This window comes from Bifidobacterium longum subsp. longum JCM 1217 (assembly GCF_000196555.1).
GTDB classification, from domain to species: Bacteria; Actinomycetota; Actinomycetes; order Actinomycetales; family Bifidobacteriaceae; genus Bifidobacterium; species Bifidobacterium longum.
This window is the reverse complement of record NC_015067.1, coordinates 1,583,673-1,601,757: the sequence shown is the minus strand read 5'-3', so window position 1 is coordinate 1,601,757 and position 18,085 is coordinate 1,583,673. Positions and strand designations below refer to the sequence as shown.

Annotated in this window: 14 protein-coding genes and 1 pseudogene; 7 read left to right on the top strand and 8 right to left on the bottom strand. The window is 59.3% G+C overall.

The genetic code is table 11. The features are described from left to right. The first annotated feature begins 87 nt into the window (after positions 1–87). From BLLJ_RS06970 to BLLJ_RS06945, 6 genes are read left to right on the top strand one after another with little or no spacing between them, the layout of a single operon-like run. Positions 88–1,791, top strand: coding sequence for a DivIVA domain-containing protein (locus BLLJ_RS06970; protein WP_013582840.1), 1,704 nt, complete (start codon positions 88–90; stop codon positions 1,789–1,791). Then, on the top strand, positions 1,788–2,978 hold the full coding sequence (dxr, locus tag BLLJ_RS06965) for a 1-deoxy-D-xylulose-5-phosphate reductoisomerase (RefSeq protein ID WP_007053294.1): 1,191 nt from the start codon (positions 1,788–1,790) through the stop codon (positions 2,976–2,978). Before BLLJ_RS06970 ends, dxr begins: the two co-directional genes overlap by 4 nt. Next, a complete protein-coding gene (gene ispG, locus BLLJ_RS06960) occupies positions 2,975–4,198 on the top strand; it encodes a flavodoxin-dependent (E)-4-hydroxy-3-methylbut-2-enyl-diphosphate synthase (protein WP_007054049.1) in 1,224 nt (407 codons plus the stop codon). Before dxr ends, ispG begins: the two co-directional genes overlap by 4 nt. Positions 4,199–4,252: 54 nt before the next feature. Continuing rightward, positions 4,253–6,031 carry an alpha/beta hydrolase family protein gene (locus BLLJ_RS06955; RefSeq protein ID WP_013582839.1) on the top strand — a complete coding sequence of 593 codons (1,779 nt, stop codon included), beginning with the start codon at positions 4,253–4,255 and terminating at the stop codon, positions 6,029–6,031. A gap of 49 nt (positions 6,032–6,080) precedes the next feature. Next, complete coding sequence (recO, locus tag BLLJ_RS06950; RefSeq protein WP_007054051.1) at positions 6,081–6,800, top strand: DNA repair protein RecO; 720 nt, start codon at positions 6,081–6,083, stop codon at positions 6,798–6,800. Positions 6,801–6,802: 2 nt separating this feature from the next. Further along, positions 6,803–7,591, top strand: a complete 789-nt coding sequence (locus BLLJ_RS06945; RefSeq protein ID WP_007055433.1) for an isoprenyl transferase — start codon at positions 6,803–6,805, stop codon at positions 7,589–7,591. 156 nt (positions 7,592–7,747) lie between these two features. On the opposite strand, the gene BLLJ_RS06940 is transcribed toward BLLJ_RS06945, so the two are convergent. From BLLJ_RS06940 to BLLJ_RS06905, 8 genes are all read right to left on the bottom strand, one after another. Then, positions 7,748–8,965 (bottom strand): nucleoside hydrolase, encoded by a 1,218-nt coding sequence (locus tag BLLJ_RS06940; RefSeq protein ID WP_013582838.1) that lies wholly within the window; start codon positions 8,963–8,965, stop codon positions 7,748–7,750. A 123-nt stretch (positions 8,966–9,088) separates the two neighbouring features. Continuing rightward, on the bottom strand, positions 9,089–10,159 hold the full coding sequence (locus BLLJ_RS06935; RefSeq protein WP_007053300.1) for an ABC transporter substrate-binding protein: 1,071 nt from the start codon (positions 10,157–10,159) through the stop codon (positions 9,089–9,091). 259 nt (positions 10,160–10,418) lie between these two features. Then, positions 10,419–11,201, bottom strand: coding sequence for an ABC transporter permease (locus BLLJ_RS06930; RefSeq protein ID WP_007056912.1), 783 nt, complete (start codon positions 11,199–11,201; stop codon positions 10,419–10,421). A 194-nt stretch (positions 11,202–11,395) separates the two neighbouring features. Continuing rightward, on the bottom strand, positions 11,396–12,952 hold the full coding sequence (locus BLLJ_RS06925) for a glycoside hydrolase family 32 protein (protein WP_013582837.1): 1,557 nt from the start codon (positions 12,950–12,952) through the stop codon (positions 11,396–11,398). 10 nt (positions 12,953–12,962) lie between these two features. Further along, complete coding sequence (locus BLLJ_RS06920) at positions 12,963–14,300, bottom strand: MFS transporter (RefSeq protein ID WP_007058711.1); 1,338 nt, start codon at positions 14,298–14,300, stop codon at positions 12,963–12,965. A 213-nt stretch (positions 14,301–14,513) separates the two neighbouring features. Further along, positions 14,514–15,554: a LacI family DNA-binding transcriptional regulator gene (locus BLLJ_RS06915; RefSeq protein ID WP_007054057.1), complete on the bottom strand. Its 1,041-nt coding sequence runs from the start codon at positions 15,552–15,554 to the stop codon at positions 14,514–14,516. 43 nt (positions 15,555–15,597) lie between these two features. Further along, complete coding sequence (gene serU, locus BLLJ_RS06910) at positions 15,598–17,031, bottom strand: serpin-like protein SerU (RefSeq protein ID WP_007054058.1); 1,434 nt, start codon at positions 17,029–17,031, stop codon at positions 15,598–15,600. Positions 17,032–17,052: 21 nt separating this feature from the next. Beyond that, entirely contained in the window at positions 17,053–17,463 is a 411-nt protein-coding gene (locus tag BLLJ_RS06905) for a hypothetical protein (protein ID WP_007053306.1), read from the bottom strand. A gap of 338 nt (positions 17,464–17,801) precedes the next feature. Between BLLJ_RS06905 and BLLJ_RS11455 the strand changes: the two are divergent. Next, a pseudogene (locus BLLJ_RS11455) lies at positions 17,802–18,082 on the top strand (serpin regulatory histidine kinase SerK); the annotation flags it as partial. Positions 18,083–18,085: the final 3 nt, after the last annotated feature.

Sequence of the window (18,085 nt, the reverse complement as noted above, 5' to 3'; positions counted from 1 at the left end):
AATTTCGGTCTTCTTGGTCAGATGCGTCTCAATAGTCACGTAAAGTTGTGGCAGAGTGTTTATATCCAGCAGGAGGTCGAATAGCCGATGGCGCAGGAACTTCGTGAAGGGGACGGCAAGTCGGGCATCGCACGTGCGGGCAAGCGCAAGTGGGGGTATGACCCCGCTCAGGTGGACGCTTTCCTGGAGCGCGCCCATGCTTTGTATGACAGCGAGGGCATGAATCTCACCCAGCATGACATTCAGAACGTGTCCTTTGATTTGCGCAAGAACGGCTATGTGATCGCACAGGTTGACGCCGCGCTTGGACGTCTGGAACGTGCCGTGGTCGATAAGCAGACCACATGGGAGATCGCACAGCACGGGCGTGTGACGTGGAAGGCGAAGACCGAGAAGCTGTATCACGAAGTCCAGAACCATGCGGAGCGTAACGAGCGCGAACGCTTCAAGTCCGGAGCGCCCAAGCAGCCTTCGTACGATAAGAAGCAGGTGGATCGTCTGGTCGACCAGATTGTGGACAAGGCGGCGGCCGCATTGGGCGTTGACGGCGTTACCGAAGACGATGTACGGTCTTTGGCCGATCTCAATGCGAATACGGTCAACAATGTGATCTTCACCCAGCGCAAGGGCAAGAAAGGCTATGACGAGCGACAGGTCGATTACTTCCTGAACGCCTGCGTACAGTTGCTGAGTCGCTTGGAATCCTATGCCCGTGTGGCCGATTTCGTGTCCGGCGAGCCTGCGGCTCCTGCCCAGACCGCCACGAACGTGACCGTTCAAGCGAACGGCGTCTCACCGTTGTTCGCTTCCGGAACGCAGCGCCCGGCAACTGACGAACGTTTTGCTCCGGCTGCCGTTGCTCATGACGAATCATTCGATGCCCTGCATCAGGCCGAGCAGAGCTTGTTCACTGCTCCGGCTCCGGTTGCTCCCGCAGCGCCGGCCGCGGCGGCACCGATCACCTATGCGTCGGCTCCTGCATCGTTCGATGCTTCCACAAGCACCAATAGCACCAATGCGGAACAGCCGGTTTCCTTTGCTCCCGCAGCATACCCGGTGCATGCGTCCAACGAGTCTGCGGCGAAGCCCGTCTCCGAGACGCCTTCCGTGGCTCCTACCGCAGTTGCTGCGGCTGAGCCTCCCGTCAGTGCCCCGTCCGCGCCGGTTTCCGGTGTGACCGCTGGCAGCGTCCCCTCGTTTGCTCCGGCACAGGCAGCTCACGAACCCGCAGCTCCGTCATCGACCCCGTCGGTGTTCGCGGAACAGCCCGTGGATATGGTGCAGAACGATTCCTCTTTGGCCGCTCTCGCCCACATGGCTGCGGTTTCTCAGGAACTTCCGGCAGTGGATGCACCGTCCTTCGCTCCTAAGATGCCCAGCCTTGATGCACCGAATGCGCTGAAATTGAATGAGGTACCGGGTTCGGTTTCATCCCCGGCACCCTCCGCCCCGGCAGTACAGCCTGTGAATAGCACTGCTGACGAGGCTGCGTCCGCTGCTATGCCGGTCTCCTTTGCTCCCACCAGCAAGCCGGATCGTAACACGAACTCCATTCCGGTTCGCGTATCCGATAGTCAGCCTGCAGACAGCACGATCTCCCGTCCGGCTGCGGAATCATCTGAATACGTTGCCGCCTCCCATGACACGGAAGCAGCTCAGCCGTCACAGGATAAGCACGATTCCAGCGATTCGTTCCCGCTGCTGTTCCCGCTTGGCGGTAACTTCGATTCGGATATCCCCGACCTGTCGTTCCCCACACTGAACAATGACGATACGAAGAAGGAACAGTGAGCATAGCCTCCAACTCCACTGTCATCATTCTCGGATCCACCGGATCCATCGGCACCCAAGGACTTGACGTCATCTCGCGTCATCCTGAACGATTTACCGTCACCGGTCTGGCGGCGGGCGGAGCACATATCGAGCTGCTGGCGCAACAGGCCGCACAGTTCCATGTGTCCGAAGTCGCGGTGTTTGATGAGACCAAGGTTCCAGCGCTGCAAGCAGCTCTCGCACAGGCCGGCGCACAAGGTGTCCGCGTGACCGGCGGTCCGGATTCGGTCATCGCCATGGCCGGCTCCGGTGCGAATGTCGTATTGAACGGCATCACCGGCTCCATCGGACTCGAACCGTCGATCGCGGCGCTCAAGGCCGGTTCCCAGCTGGCATTGGCCAACAAGGAGTCCGTAGTCGCGGGCGGGCATCTGCTGTTCAGCGCGCAAGTGCGCGAGAACCAAATCAACCCGGTCGATTCCGAGCATTCCGCCATCTGGCAATCCCTGCGCTCCGGAACCCACGCCGAAGTCGCCAAGCTTGTGGTCACCGCCTCCGGCGGACCGTTCCGCGGCTGGAAACGTGCCGACATGGAGAACATCACTCCCGAGCAGGCGCTGCATCATCCGACGTGGAACATGGGGCCGGTTGTCACCATCAACTCCTCCACACTGATGAACAAGGGCCTCGAAGTCATCGAGGCGTCCCGCTTGTTCAACGTGCCGCCTGAACGCATCGACGTGACCGTGCACCCGCAGTCCATCGTCCATTCCATGGTCGAATTTGTGGATGGCGCCACGATTTGCCAAGCTTCGCCCCCAGACATGCGTCTGCCCATCGCGCTGGGCCTGTCCGCGCCGGACCGCATGACCAATGTGGCCGCCGCGTGCGACTGGACGCAAGCCGCAACTTGGACCTTTGAACCGTTGGACGATGAGGCGTTCCCTGCCGTGCAACTGGCCCGCCACTGCCTGGCCGCCTCCGAGAAGCATACGGCGGTGCTCAATGCAGCCAATGAACAGGCCGTGCATGCCTTCCTCGAGCATCGTCTGCCATACCTCGGCATCGTGGACACGGTCAAAGCCGTGCTGGACCAGATGGACGCCGAGCTTCGTGGTAACCCGCTGTTCACGGACGTGGAGGAAATGAACCAGCTTGAGCTTGAAGCCCGCCGACGCGCCGACGACCTGATAAACAAGCAATGATGAATACCTTGAATACGGAAAATCCCATCGAAAAGCCGTTCCGCAAAACCGGTGATCCGGTCGACCTGACCAGCGAATCGCCCTTGCACCCGCGCCGCAAGTCCCGCCGCATCATGGTGGGCCCGGTGCCGGTGGGCGGGGGCGCGCCCATCTCCGTGCAGTCGATGACCAACACGCTCACGGCCAACGTACCTGCCACGTTGCAGCAGATCGCCGAACTGACCGCCGCCGGCTGCGACATCGTGCGCGTGGCCGTGCCGAGTCAGGACGATGCCGACGCACTGCCGGAAATCTGCCGCAAATCGCCGATTCCGGTCATCGCCGATATCCACTTCCAGTCCAAATACGTGTTCCAGGCCATCGACGCCGGCTGCGCGGCCGTGCGCGTGAACCCCGGCAACATCCGTAAGTTCGACGAAGTCGGCCCGGACATCTGCAAGGCCGCCACCGACGCGGGCATCTCGCTGCGTATCGGTGTGAACGCCGGCTCGCTGGACAAGGAACTCTACGCCAAATACGGTGGCCCGACTCCGGAAGCATTGGTGGCCTCTGCCTTGAAGGAAGCGCACATGTTCGAGGACGTCGGCTTCCACGATTTCAAGATCTCCGTCAAACACCATGACGTCATCACCATGGTCGAAACGTACCGACTGCTCGCTTCCAAGGGCGATTGGCCGCTGCACCTCGGCGTCACCGAGGCCGGCCCTGCTTGGCAAGGCACCATCAAATCCTGCCTGGCGTTCGGTGCGCTCTTGGCCGAGGGCATTGGCGACACGATTCGCGTGTCTCTCTCCGCGCCGCCGGCCGAAGAGGTCAAGGTGGGTTGCAAACTCTTGGAATACATGGGATTGCGCCCCCGCAAGTTCGACATCATCTCCTGCCCGAGCTGCGGCCGCGCCCAAGTGGATGTGATCCAGCTCGCCTCCGCCGTCACCGAAGGCCTGAAGGACGTGACCGCGCCGATCCGAGTGGCCGTCATGGGTTGCATCGTCAACGGTCCGGGCGAGGCACGCGAAGCCGACCTCGGCGTGGCCTCCGGCAATGGCAAGGGCCAGATCTTCATCAAGGGCAAGGTCATCAAGACCGTGCCCGAAGACCAGATCGTCGACACGCTGCTCACCATAGCGAACGATATCGCCGCCCAAATGGAGGCCGACGGTCAAGTCCCCGTCAATTCCACCGGCCCGGTCGTGGTCCCAATCCAGCACCCCGGTCACTGATTCGGCCGAATAGGCCCTCGGCATAAATATCGCGGTCAGATTACAATAGCGCACGTGCCGCAAGAAGAAGAGCATCGCCTGACTGTTCGATCCAAGCCGTGGACCAGCATCCACCGGCTGATGGTCAGCCTGCCCATCTTCATTATCCTGATTGGCGTGCTGGTCTCCATTTCCAATCTGACCACGGTGCCTTGGAACATCGAACCCACCGGCCAGTCGATGGCCACGCTCACCGACGATACCGAAGTCACCTTCGATAACCCGTCCGGAGAAACGCTGCCGGCAAAAGGCACGTATGAGGTCACCGAGCGATACATCACGCTGAACATGACCAGCGACGGCAATCTGACCAAGGAGTCCGGTGCTCGGGGCAAGGCCAATGCGGACGGCGTCCAAGCTATCAAGGTATTGATTCGGGAACCTCAGAACGCATCAGGCAAGCGCCCCGGCGTGGTGTTCATGCACGGTGCCGGATACGGCACCTGTGACAACTCCTTTGGCGACGTGGCCTCCGGTATGGCTTCGGCCGGCTTTGTGACCGCAGTGCTCGACAAACCCGTCTGGAACACCACCGACATCAACCGCGATTATCCGGCCTCAGCCAAGGCTTATGATCAGGTCATCGAATACCTGCGAGACCAAAGCGATGTAGACGAGGCCAAGGTCGGCATCTATGCCACCTCCGAATCGACATGGATCTCCTCGTATCTGCTCGAGGACGATCCGGACGTCGCCTTCCAGATTCTTCTGAGCCCGATGGTGTTCAGCCCACGCCAATCACTGGGATTTTTCGTCACCCAGGACTTCACCCTTGTTGGCGCGAACGAAGGCTATCAATCCATCGTCCAACGTGTGTTCAGCGCGGACACCGGCCTGTTCGGACTGAACAATTTCGACCTCGCCACACTCAAACCCGCCGCCTACGCCGTACCCACCTATGTGGCTTACGGTTCGAAAGACGTGATGACGGCGCAGGTCGACGGTGTGCGTGCGATTCTCTACAACGCCCACAAAGCCGATAACTGGAATGTGACCGTGCGCAGCTACCCGGTCGCCAACCATGTGCTGCGTTTGGGAGATGAGTCCGAAGCGGGCACCCCGTTTGCGGACGCCTATGTGGACGATCTCATCGACTGGGCCGTCGGCACTTCCGCCGGACTCACGCAGACCAGTGAAAAGGTGGCCGGCACCAATCTGTACCAATCAATCGGTCTGCCGGGCGCTTTGAAGGCAAGACGCGTCGGCACCATATATGGTGTGATTCTGCACGTCACGGTGGTACTGCTGCTGCTCGCATCCATCGTGCTGGCACTGGTGGCGCTGGGTCGCAAAATCGCGGCGGATGCCCGATGGCGGCGAGAGAAGCGCGAGGCCAAACATGCGGGCATGCTGATACCGGAACGGCCTGTGGTACTCGGTTTCGCACATGGTTTCGGCAATGCGCTGCTGACTTTGACCCTCACCACTCTTGCCACATTGCTCATCTTCTTCGCCGGACTCGGGCAGGTGATCATGGGCGTGGTCAAACTTGCATGGGGTGGCGCACCTACCGAGACGCCGGGTGTCATGTATTGGAGCTGGCCGGTCATCCAAGTGGTGTCCGTGCTGGTGCTATGGGCTTGGTCCCGCGTCTTTATGCACCTGATAGAAGCCGCTTCCGTCCGCGGCCTGATTCAGATACCCCCTCGTCGCGAATCCGTTCGAGACATCGTCACCGGTGCCGACCCGGTACTCGCCTCCACCCGTCTGGGCCGAATCCTGTTCTGGCTGGTGACCTTCACCATGCTGTACATACTGTTGGTGTTCGCTTTCTGGGGTCTGTTTATTTACTGACTACTTCATTGAGTGGAGTCTGCCGGGCGTCGCGGGGAAAGGAGATGAGATGTCGCTGTACCGAGACGAAGGTGTGGTGTTGCGCACCTCCAAACTGGGCGAGGCTGATCGTATCATCACCATCCTGACGCGTGGGCATGGCAAGATTCGGGCGGTCGCCAAAGGCGTACGTCGCACCAAATCACGCTTCGGTGCCAGGCTCGAGCCGTTCATGCGCGTCGATGTGCTTATCGCTGAAGGCCGCTCGCTTGACGTGGTATCCCAAGCTGAAGCGGTCGCCGCTTATGGTGCTCCGATCGCGGCGGATTATGCGGCGTATGAGGCCGCCAACGTCATCGTTGAGACTATCGATAAACTCGCCAGCACCGAACATGAGCAGCTGCCGAACCAATATCGGCTGCTCATCGGCGCGTTGAACGCGCTCGCCAAACAATCCCACGCCCCGCAAGCCATAGGAGACTCCTACGTGATGCGCGCCTTGGCCTTGGCCGGTTGGACGCCACGATTGGGCACTTGCGTGGTATGCGGCAAGGCGGAGCCGGCGTACCTGTCCATCGCGTCCGGCGGCGTGATGTGCGAAGCCGACCACACTACCGATGCGCGCCGTATCGCACCGTTCGTGTTAAACCAGTTCGATGCACTGATTCGTGGCGATTGGTCGGTGCTTGATGCCGCGCCTGTGGAGCGGGTTGTGCAGGAGTTGGTTGAAGATTGGGGGGAGTATTACCTCGAACGCCCGATTCGTTCGCTGCGCTTGATAGATTCATGAGTATGGCTTTTGAGAACGTTGATTACACGTCGTTGGACATTCCCGCAGCTCCGTTCAGCGACCCCGCTCGTATTCCCGACTTCCCCAAGAACAAGGTACCCCGCCATATCGGTGTGATTATGGACGGTAATGGTCGTTGGGCCAAGCAGCGCGGCATGGTCCGCACCAATGGCCATCAGGCCGCCGAACCGGTGGTGTTCGACACTATCGCCGGTGCCATCGAAGCCGGTGTACGGTATTTGAGCCTGTACACGTTCTCCACTGAAAACTGGAAGCGCTCGCCACAGGAAGTGCGCTTCCTCATGGGTTTCTCGCGTGAAATCATCCACCGTCGTGTGGAACAGATGGACGAGTGGGGTGTGCGCGTGCGCTGGTCCGGCCGTCGCCCCAAGCTGTGGAAGTCGGTGATCGACGAGCTTGAAGCCGCCGAGGAGCGCACCAAGAACAACAAGGTCATCGATGTGGTGTTCTGCATCAACTATGGTGGCCGTGCTGAAATCGCCGACGCCTGCGCCGCCATCGCTCGCGAAGTGCGCGATGGCAAGATTTCCGGCGACCGTGTGACTGAGAAGATGATTGCCGACCATCTGTACAATCCGGACATTCCCGATTGCGACTTGGTGATCCGTACTTCCGGCGAACAGCGCACCTCCAACTTCCTGCCGTGGGAGGCCGCCTACGCCGAGCTCGACTTCGTGCCCGAACTCTTCCCGGACTGCGGCCGTGACGTGCTATGGCGCTCCATCGACCATTACATCCACCGCGATCGCCGATTCGGCGGTGTGAAATAGTCCTTGTTAGGCCCCCTCTGACGGGCTGAGCCGTAAAGCAAACAGCCCGGTGGGCTGTTTGTAGGCGAAGGCGAGACGAGAGTCAAGCCAGAAGAATGCGAGCGGCAGCTTGTCCGTAATTGCGGTCGAGCTGCCCGTGTAGCGGACTGAGGGGAGTTACCGGCACACCTCAGCCATCCTCTCTACAAACTCATCCAAAAAACGTTCCGAATCCACACCAAGTGCCACATGCACATGCGGCATGGAATGATTCACCAGCCCAACCGGGTCTCCGGTGGTCCGGCCTCGTACTCCATTGAAATCACCGGTATTGGTCTCCGCGCGCAACGCAAGATCAAAACAATCGACCAGTGAAGAATCAAGTGCAACCGCCGCCGCCAACGGATCATGCAACGGCATGCCGCCAGAGAACAGTGCGGGGTCGGCTTCCAAATTTGCCTTGATGGAAAAGTCCGCGAGATCAGCCAAGAACCGCCCGCGCTTGGTCCCCGTCGCACGCCACCGGTCGGCCGCCGATTGCGGTAGCAAACACTGGTGAGTCACATCAAGTCCCACCATTGTGATGTCTGCGCCGGAATGAAATACACGATTCGCGGCCTCAGGGTCTTGGATGATATTCGTCTCAGCTACCGCATCCCAACAATTACCGGGTTGGGTAAGCGTACCGCCCATCATCACCAGCCTGAGTTTCGATGCAATATCCGGTGCTCGAGTAATAGCCGCATCCACATCCGTCAACGGCCCGGTAGCCAGCACGGTAACGTCTCGGCCAAACTCGCGAACCTGCTCAATCAGATACTCAATCCCATCCGCAGCATCAACGGAGCATCTCCTTTTGCCCCCGCTGGCGAGAGCTGTCGGCATAGTCGACTGGGGGTGGCCCACCGACCGAGAGCGGTTCACACGAGAACAAGCACCCAACGCCGGATGAGCATGAACATCCCCCGCCAAATACCCGCCAACAGAAACAACCTCATCGGGCACATCCACAGACATGTCATCCCCAGACATATCATCACCAGACATATCATCACCAGGCACACCAGCTCCATCAGCCAGAGCCCCGGACCCTGCCAGCCGAGTATTCCCCAGTCCATCATCCCCGTGGAACTGGGCACACCCTGCATCAGGAATAAACGCATCAGCCCAAGAAGGATGCTCAGACCCTAAAAACACTGGAATATCCGCCCGACCAAACAAATCAAGCACCGCGCAAGTATTGGCATAAGCCGTGTTCGCATCCACATTGCCATAACTGGCAATCACGCCACCCAACTCGCACTCATCCGTCGACCCCAACAAATACGCCAACGCCAACGCATCATCAACACCCGTATCTATGCTGGCAATAATGCGGTCAGGACATTGGACCATAGAATCGTCTCCTTGTTAGCGTGATCCGCTATGAATAACCTTATCGGCCGATACGCAAAAATGCGTCCTTTCCTCATGGGAAGGACGCATTTTTGCGTAGATTCAAACTCGGAATATCGGAAATTACTTGCCGATGAATTCGTCGGTGGCAAGGTCCTTGGCCTGCGGGGCCTCATGAATTATCTTGTCATGACTGTCGGTGTATGCGTCTTCTTCAGCCAGGAAGTCGAAGTATTCCTGAGCGCCCTTGAAGTCGTTGGTGCCGAGCACGAAAGAGCCGTCCTTGATCTTGGCCGGATCGCCCCAGTACTGGCCGTCGACGATAACCTGCATGCTCTTCTTGACGAATTCGGGCTTGAGGTTGGCGTCAGGGGCTTCGTCCACGAGAATCTGCGCGGCGTCATCCGGGTTGGCGTACGCGTACTCGTAACCCTTTTGAGTGGCCTGAGTGAACTTCTTGACCAGGTCGGGATTGTTCTTGATGGTCTTGTCATTGGTGATGATGCCGATGGTGTCGGCGTTGCCGGGCACGCCATAGTCAGGCTCGGTGAAGCAGTTGAGCTTCGGGCCGTACATGTCGGCTTGCACGCCTTCCCACGTGGCGTAGAAGCCGCCGAAATCGGCCTTGCCGGATTCCATGGTCTGGAAGGTGGAGGTGCCGACGGTCACCTTGTCGAATTCGCCCTTGCCGCCATCGGTTTGGATCATGCGGCGCACCACGGCATCGGACTCGTTGGAGCCGAAGGTGGCGAAGGTCTTGCCATCCAAATCCTTAGGGGACTTGATGGCGGTGTTGGACGCCAGTGCGCACCAAATGGCGCTCGGCTTCTGCTGCACCTGCAGCACCTGCTTGATGTGAGCGCCCTTCAGCGTGTAGACGCCCACGTTGGTCAGGTTGGACAGGGCGAAGTCGGCCACACCGTTGTTCACGGCCTGTTCGGCACCGGCCTGGGCCACGGCCACGATATCCACGTCAAGGCCGGCGTCCTTGAAGTAGCCCTTGTTCTTGGCCACGTACACGCCGATGTGGTTGGTATCGGGTGCCCAGGAAAGCATGAAAGTGACCTTCTTGAGGTCGGAGGTGTTGGAGTTGGAGGAGTCGGCGGTGTTGGTCTGGCCACATGCGGCGAAACCGAAAGTCATGGCAAGGGCGCCCACGAGGGCAGCGGCCTTGGATACAAGGCTTTTCTTCATAATGATGGTTCCCTAATTCGTTGTCTCTCTATCGTTCTCTGGGATTGCTTCGAACGGAAGTCGGCAGAAAACGATATGGAGGGCCTTGATTTCCGTTCGACCAGCGCCCCCGACATTCCCTATGAAAGCTCGGGAAAGCCGGTTTGCCACACGCTGGTAAAGCTGTTCCATTATAGAGACAGGGTTGGAGACCTCATGAGAAGCCGCCTCGTTCAGTCGGTCCTGGCTGCCGGCTCGTGCCTTTGACGGTAAAAAAGAACTACTGGTCCGCGTCGGGGTCTTCGTCGTCGCCGGCCGGGCCGAGCAGGATGCGCTCGCTGGCGTTTACCGCCAGCATCAGTACGCATGTCATCAGGATAATGACGATGGTGGCGGAGAAGATCAGCGGCGTGCGGAATGAATTGTAGGCAGCCTGCAGCCAGATGCCAAGGCCCTTGCGTGCGCCAAGGTATTCAGCGGTGGATGCCGTGGCGAAGATGTATGCGGCAGATACTCGGATACCGCCATAGATCTGACGTGCGGCAACGCGCAGCTTCACGTGCCAGAGCGTCCAGACCGGGGTCGCGCCGCAGGTCAATGCGACGTCGGAATAGAACTGGGGCACTGCTTCTAGTCCGCGCACAGTCTGCACGGCGATGGGGAAGAGGCCGAATACCGCCACGATTACGATTTTGCCGGAAATCTCAAAACCGAACCAAATCAGGAACAACGGGGCGATGGAAATCAGCGGCATGGTTTGTGCGGCGGCAAGCAGCGGATAGAACGCCGCGTTGAACGTGTGCGAGCAGTACAGTGCAATGCCGATCATAATGCCGAAGAACACGGCAAACAGGAAGCCGACCACGCCCTCATAGCCGGTGATTGCCGCGGCCGGGCCGAGCGTGTTCCATGTTTCGATGGTGGCGGCGAAAATCTCGCTTGGCGCGGAGATCATCGTGGGGGAGACATGTCCTAGATCCACCCACGTTTCCCAGACTGCCAGCAATACGATGACGGCGATGACGGTGGGCATGCGGCGCTTGAGGCGCTTGGCGATGGACATGGGATGTCACCTTGCTTTCCGCGCCAGTCCGGTTTGCTGGTGGCGCTTGCGGCCGGGGCGTGGAACAGTAAGGTGAGGAGCCTGCGCGCCTGCCGGTCGTGTGATGGATCGTGTTATATGCCGTCCATCAGTATAGGCGAAGGCGAACGACAGGGCGCACAAAAAACCTCCCTCGTCAGAGGGAGGTGAAAGAGCTACTCCAGTCCGATGGACTTCATGTGGTGGAGCTTCAGGGAATCCACCTTGAGACTACCGGACTCGGCGACGAGCTTGATGGCGCGCGGGCCTTCGGAGGCGTAGGAGTAGGAGCTCAGCACTTGGTGGCCACCGTTGACGTAGACCTCCACGGAGCCGCGATCCACGAACACGCGCAGGTCCAGCTTGCCGGAGGCCAGTTCGGCGTCGGTCAGTGGGGCGGCGCGGTAGCCGCGATCGCCGTTGGCCATGGCCTGACGATCCACCACCACGCGGCCGATCTGGTCGTCATAAGCCACGTAGGTGTAGGCACCGTCCTCAGTGGCGTGAATCTTCAGACCCGCACGCTCGGCAGTGGAGGCAGCCAAGTCGATGGTCATTTCGATTTCCACGGCCTCGGCGTCATCGGCGATGATCTGCTCGCCATCCATGTCGAGTGTGATCGAACCATGGTCGAGGGTATCCTCGCGCAGGCCTTCCATTTCGGCGACCGGCGCGGTGACCACGTCGCCGTCATCACCAAGAGTGATCTCGCGCGGCAGGGTGAGCTGGCCACACCAGCCGTCATCCTCCATGGGAATCGGCTGCACGAACGGGCTCATCCAGCCATAGACGATCTGACGGCCTTCCACATTGAAGGACTGCGGGGCGTAGTAGTTGTGGCCGCAATCCCACAGGCGGAACTCGGTTTCCGGCTTGAATTCGCCGCCCGGCTCCCACGTGCCGATCATGTAGCCGGCGTTGCTGACGTTGCGGTTCATGAAGCCGCTGGGCTTGGACCCCATGGCGGAGAAGCCAATGACCCACTTCTCGTTGCCGTCCTTGTCTTTGATGGGGAAGAAGTCGGGGCATTCGAGCATGAACACATCCGGATCCGGGTGCTGGAAGAGCACGCGCTCGTATTCCCAGCGGACCATGTCCTTGGAGGAGAACAGCCACATCTGGCCGCGCTTGTCCGCAGAGGAGACACCGAAGGTCATGTACCAGGTGTCGCCGGTCTTCCAGACCTTCGGGTCGCGGTAGTGGTGGTCGACCTTGTCGGTCGGGCAGTCGATGATCATGCCCTGCTTGGTGGCGGAGGTGAGCTCGTCATTGTCCGGCAGCGCGGTCATCTGCACCTGCCAGTCGCCGCCGGTGTTGTCGTGGCCGTTGGCCCAACGGTGGCCGGTGTAGTAGAAGCGAAGGTCGCCGTTGTCGTCGATGACGGCGGAACCGGAGAACACGCCGTCCTTCTCCTGCTCTAGAGACGGTGCGAACATGATGGGCTCGCGCTTCCAGCTGAGCATGTCGGTGGAGGAGACGTGGCCCCAGTGCATCGGACCCCACTGGGTGCCGTAGGGGTGCAGCTGGTAGAACACGTGCCAGAGGCCCTTGTAGAAGCACAGGCCGTTCGGGTCGTTGATCCAGCCACCGTTGGAGGCGATGTGATACTTCGGGTACCAGCGGTTGTTGCGCTTGGCGGCCATCTCAGCCACGCCGGCTTCGGCTTTTGCCAGTTCAGCAGCGTGGTCGCGGATGGGGGTGAGAACAGGGGTTTCGGGAGTGAAGTCAGTCATGGTGGTCCTTTCAGGCTTTGGCCGCTTCCATCTGGCGCAGCTGCTTGTCGGTGTAGAACGGGTCGCCGCCGACTTCCTGATCATCGCGCTTGATGACGAAGAAGCCGTAGATCAGCGCGCACAGCACGATGCCGGAGATGACCCAGAAGGTCACGCGGGATCCCATGTCGTTGTTCGGCAGAATCTGAGCCATCTTGTCGTGGAAGGCACCCAGAGGGGTCGAGAAGATGACCTGACCCACTTGGGAAGCGATCTGGAAGCCCACCATGTACAGCGTGGCAGAGAGCTTGGTGTCGAAGTGCAGAGTGAAGTAGCGGAATGCCGGCAGGCAGAACAGCGGCACTTCGATGGAGTGGAACAGCTTGACGATGGAGACGGTGATCGGGTCGTGGAACACGCCGCACAAGCCGATGCGCAGGAACATCACGGTAGCGCCGAGCAGCAGAGCGTTGCGCACGCCGATCTTCTTCATGATGATCGGGACCACGCCCATCATTGCGGACTCAAGGAAGACCTGGAAACCGTTCAGGGTGCCGTAGGTGGCGTTGCCGATTTCTTCAGTGGGGAAGAGGTTGGCGTAGTAGGTCGGGAACATCTGCTGATCGAACACGGTGTAGAAGGTGTTGGTCAGCAGCATGAAGACGATGAGCACCCACAGGGTCGGCATCTTGAGAACGGCGACCATTTCCTTGAGGGACGGGTTGGTGGGGGCTGCGTTCGGGTCGGTTTCCTTCTTGAGCTCTTCCTTCTGCTCGGCCGGGACCCAGAAGGCGTACACGAGGAGCATGCCAAGGCCGAATGCGGAGCCGACCCAGAAGTTGATCAGCGGGTTGATGTTGAACAGGAAGCCGGCGCACAGCGCCACGATGGCGTAACCGAAGGAGCCCCAAGCACGGGACTGGCCATATTCGAAACCGAATTTACGGGAGTAGCGTTCGGTGACGGCCTCGAACAGGGAGCAGCCGGACATGAAGCCGGCAGACAGAACGATGGAGCCGATGAGTGCGCCGATCCAGCGGGTGGTGCCACCGGCGAGGATCATCGGGGCGTAAACGAATTGGACGAATGGGCCAACGCAGGCGGCGATTACCGAGACTACGATGACGAGCTTGCGCTTGATGCCGAGCTGATCCTGAATCACGCCGTACACAAACATGATGACCAGGGTGGCCAGCGAGTTGATGGAGTAGATGGTGCCGACTTCAGCATTGGTCAATCCAACGCCTGAGATGAGCCAGCGCTGGAAGAAGGACCACCAGATGCCCCAGGAGCAGAAGAACATGAAGATGCCGAAAGAGCTCTGCAGATAGGAAGGATTCTTCCATGCAGATTTGGTTGCACTTGCCATAATCATCCTTTGATTACTACTTGGTTGGTTATTGGTTATGTAACGCTTCTGCTCGGGCGGCCGTGCCTTTGTAGAAGTTGTTGCGTAGTAATTATTATGCGACGTCAATCGATTTACGTCAATCGATTGACGTAAATCGGCGTGTCGTATCCGTTCGACACGCAAAAGGCCTCCGTGCTGAACGGAGGCCTTGAGAAATCGTGTGGGACTCGGTTACTTCACCGAGGCCTTTTCGATCAGCGTGCAGTGGATCTTCGCCGGAATCGGCGCGTCGATCGGCGGCAGGGGAGCGGTGGTCGCTGGCCATGAGACGTCGTCCATCGAGCGTCCTTCGATAATCGACACCAGCTTGGCCACGGCCCAGTAGCCCATCTCGAAATGCGGCAGTTCCACAGTGGTGAGCATCGGTTCCAGCGTTTCGGCGAACACGCGATGGTTGTCCACGCCGACCACGGAGATGTCCTTGCCGACCGTGAGTCCTCGGCGTGCGGCGCATTCGTACACATACCAGGCGCGGGCATCGTTGAAGCAGAAGAATCCGTCCGGATGCTCGGCATCGAACAAATCGCTGACTGCGGTCAGTGCCGGCCCGTTGTTGAGCACATTGACGACCAGATGATCGTCATAGTCGAGGCCGGCGTCCCTGAGCGCCGCCTGATAGCCTTCCAAACGATCGTCCTGCGCAATCAGCGGCTCCAAGCAACCCACATAGGCGATACGTGCGCATCCGGCCTTAACCAATCTGGTGGTGGCGTCGTAGCCGATTTGGAACTCGTCCGGTTCCACGCTCGGGATTTTGCCAAGCGAGTCGGTGGCATCCACCAACACCAGTGGCGTCTTGGCCAGCGAGGAAGGCACATGGGTGATGCGGTTCGACATCTTGGCGTACAGAAAGCCGTCGGTGCCGTATCGCTTGAGTGCGGCGATTTCCTCGCTCTCGCTGTTCTCGCCGTCGGTGCTCACGGTGATGAGCATATAGCCGAACTGGCTTGCAGCGGTCTGCGCGCCCAGAATCATACCGCCGGCGTACGGGGTGGTGGCCACCTCCTCACTGATGAAACCGAGGATGTGCGTCCTGCCTGTACGCAGCGAACTGGCCAGCGGATTCGACTGGTAGCCGAGCTTGGTGGCGATGGCGCGCACATTGTCCGCAATTTTGGACTTTACGCGCCCCTCGTCGCGTCCGTTGAGCACCAGCGATACCGTAGAGACGGAAACCCCCGCCTTGTTCGCGATTTCCTTCATCGTAACCATGCGTCAAACGATACACCCTAATTGACGGACTGCCAGGAAAGTATCAGTTTTCTCCACCGACTCCGCCGAGGTTGCGCACCGCACCGATGAATAATGGTATGCCGTCCGGGGTGACGTACGAATACAGAAATGGGCGATCCACCGTGAACTCGACGTTGTCCACCGGCGCGCTAACGGAGTCTGCGCCGACCTTGGTGAAGGACATGGCCTTGGCGCCGGCTTCGTTCACCTCGATGCGCGTGCCTTGCAGAATCGAGCCGATATACAGGTTCTCGCCGTGCGAACCGGTGTCGATCATCTTGGTGAAGTCGGCGTCGCCTGCACTGAACGCATCGGTCACCCCCAGTTTTTCGAATGCCTTGATGGTGGCTTCCGAGTCGAACATGCTGTCGATGGTGAATCGCGGTAGCGTGACGTTCACCATGACCGAGTTGACGGAGACGCCCCATCCGGGCATACTGTCCGCGGCGCAACCCATTGCGCCCTCGCCAAGGGAAGCCGTCGAGCATGTACCGAACGCCCAACTGAGCTTCTCGGCATCGCCGGCCAACTCGTCGAAATGCCCTTCGGCCGGCAGCACGATGGCCAGATTGCCGCCGTTGTCGAACGGAATCTCCACCCGCTGCCAAGTGTTGTACTCATCATGTCCGTAAGCCATTTGGCTGAAGGTCCGGTGCATCATCGGCACCTGAGCATCTCCGGCTTCGCCGTGGAAGGTGCCGTTGCCGGTGGACTGCTCTTCGAACGGATCCTTCCAACGGCCATCCGCATAGACGGTGTTGATGATGGACAGGACTTCACGGTCACGCAGCGTAATCTTCGGCTTGAGCGAACCATTCGTATGCTTGGCGATCCAATCGGACATCTTTGCGGCGGCCTGATCGTCGAACGGTAACGTGGTGACTTCGGCCTCGAACATCTTCTTGACGGTGGATTGGTAATCGCTGGCAAGAGAGTAGTCGTCATCAATCCACAGCGAGTTCGCGGCGCTCATCTCGGATTTCGCCCCCGAATATTGCCCGTTGATCGAACTTAGCAGCGATTGGTAGTCGCTATCGGTCAGCGAACCGGAGCCCAGCAGTTCGTTCAGTTGCGAGCGGGTCGTGCCATTGGCGCCCTGCGCGGCGATGGCCAACGCCATCCACATCGAAGCAGGAGAGTAGTTCACATTGCCGGTGCCTCGGTCGCCGGCTTCCATCGCCAGGAATTCCGGTGCGGTGCGGTAGGCGAAGGTTGCGGTGCTGTTGACTACCGGCTGCGTGGCAGGCGTGGCCTTCGGCTTGAACATATTGCGAACCAATGCGCTGCCATCGCCGGCCGTCCACCATACGCCGCCGGCGACGGCAAGGACAAGCACTACTGTCACGATGGCGGCGATACAAGCGTTACGGCATTTGCGTTGTCCGCGCAACCGGTACTGTTCCATCAGTTGCTCGCTCATGGTTGGCCCCTTTGCTTGGATCGGCTCGTGCATCATTGCATGAAATCGCTGTTTTCATTATATTGCGGCTTTCCCTTGAGCCCAGGAACGGTATGGGAACCCCGGCCGTAAGCGAAGATTGGTCCAGCCGAATGCCAGTGGTCCGATGATTGCGCTCGCCAACGGGAAAGACAGACTGCCGGATCGTGTCGAACCGAGTATCAAGTTGGTGATTCCCAACACCAATGGCCAGTGCAGAACCATACCGGGGAACCATACGAACAGGTTTTTGGCAGCCCTGTCAAGAACCTCGTCGGGCATGAGATACATTGATGAGCTCCACTGCAGTAGCAGCAACACCGCTATCAGTACAACCATGCCAATCCAATGCGCGCGGTTCCATGTGAACAGTCGTTGCATCCCGCGCTCGGCGGCGGCATTGCGCATATCGCTCCTGTTGAGCTTGCTGAGTGCTTGTGCACGGTTCATTGCCGTCCTCCTTTACCGCCTTGTCAAGGATTGATGATGATTCCATCGTAAATCACGCAGGAAATGTGGAATGATAGTTGTCATAGTGACCATGACGTGTCAGGACGGAGTAGTTCGGCGTCGGGCACACTGAAGGGGTGAATGTAATGGAAGAAGCGCGCAACCGCAACATACGCATCGGCATTGTGGACAATGACCCATATGCGCTGAAAGTGTTCGGCGCGCTAATCGAACGTATGTCCAGCGATTTTGCCGTGATATAGACCTGCGATTTGGGTGCTGTGGCCATCAGCCGATGCCTGAGCCCCACCAAGCGGCCTGACGTGCTGGTTACGGATATGTCTATGGGCGCATTGGATCGCACGCATCAAGTCATTGATGTGATTGAAGGCAGGGGAGAAGCGGCGCACAGTGCAGTGACTCCGCATGATTCGACCGTTGATGCCGCTCCTGGCATTGCATGTGACATCACAGACGCTGATTGTCCGCTGGAGACGCAGACCTATCCACCGGCACCGGCCTCAACCGTTACCAACAATTACTAGAACAACAAAACGGCGCCCTGCATATCACCACGCAAGACGCCGAATGGACATTATCAGCAGTTATTCCACTGTGAGGA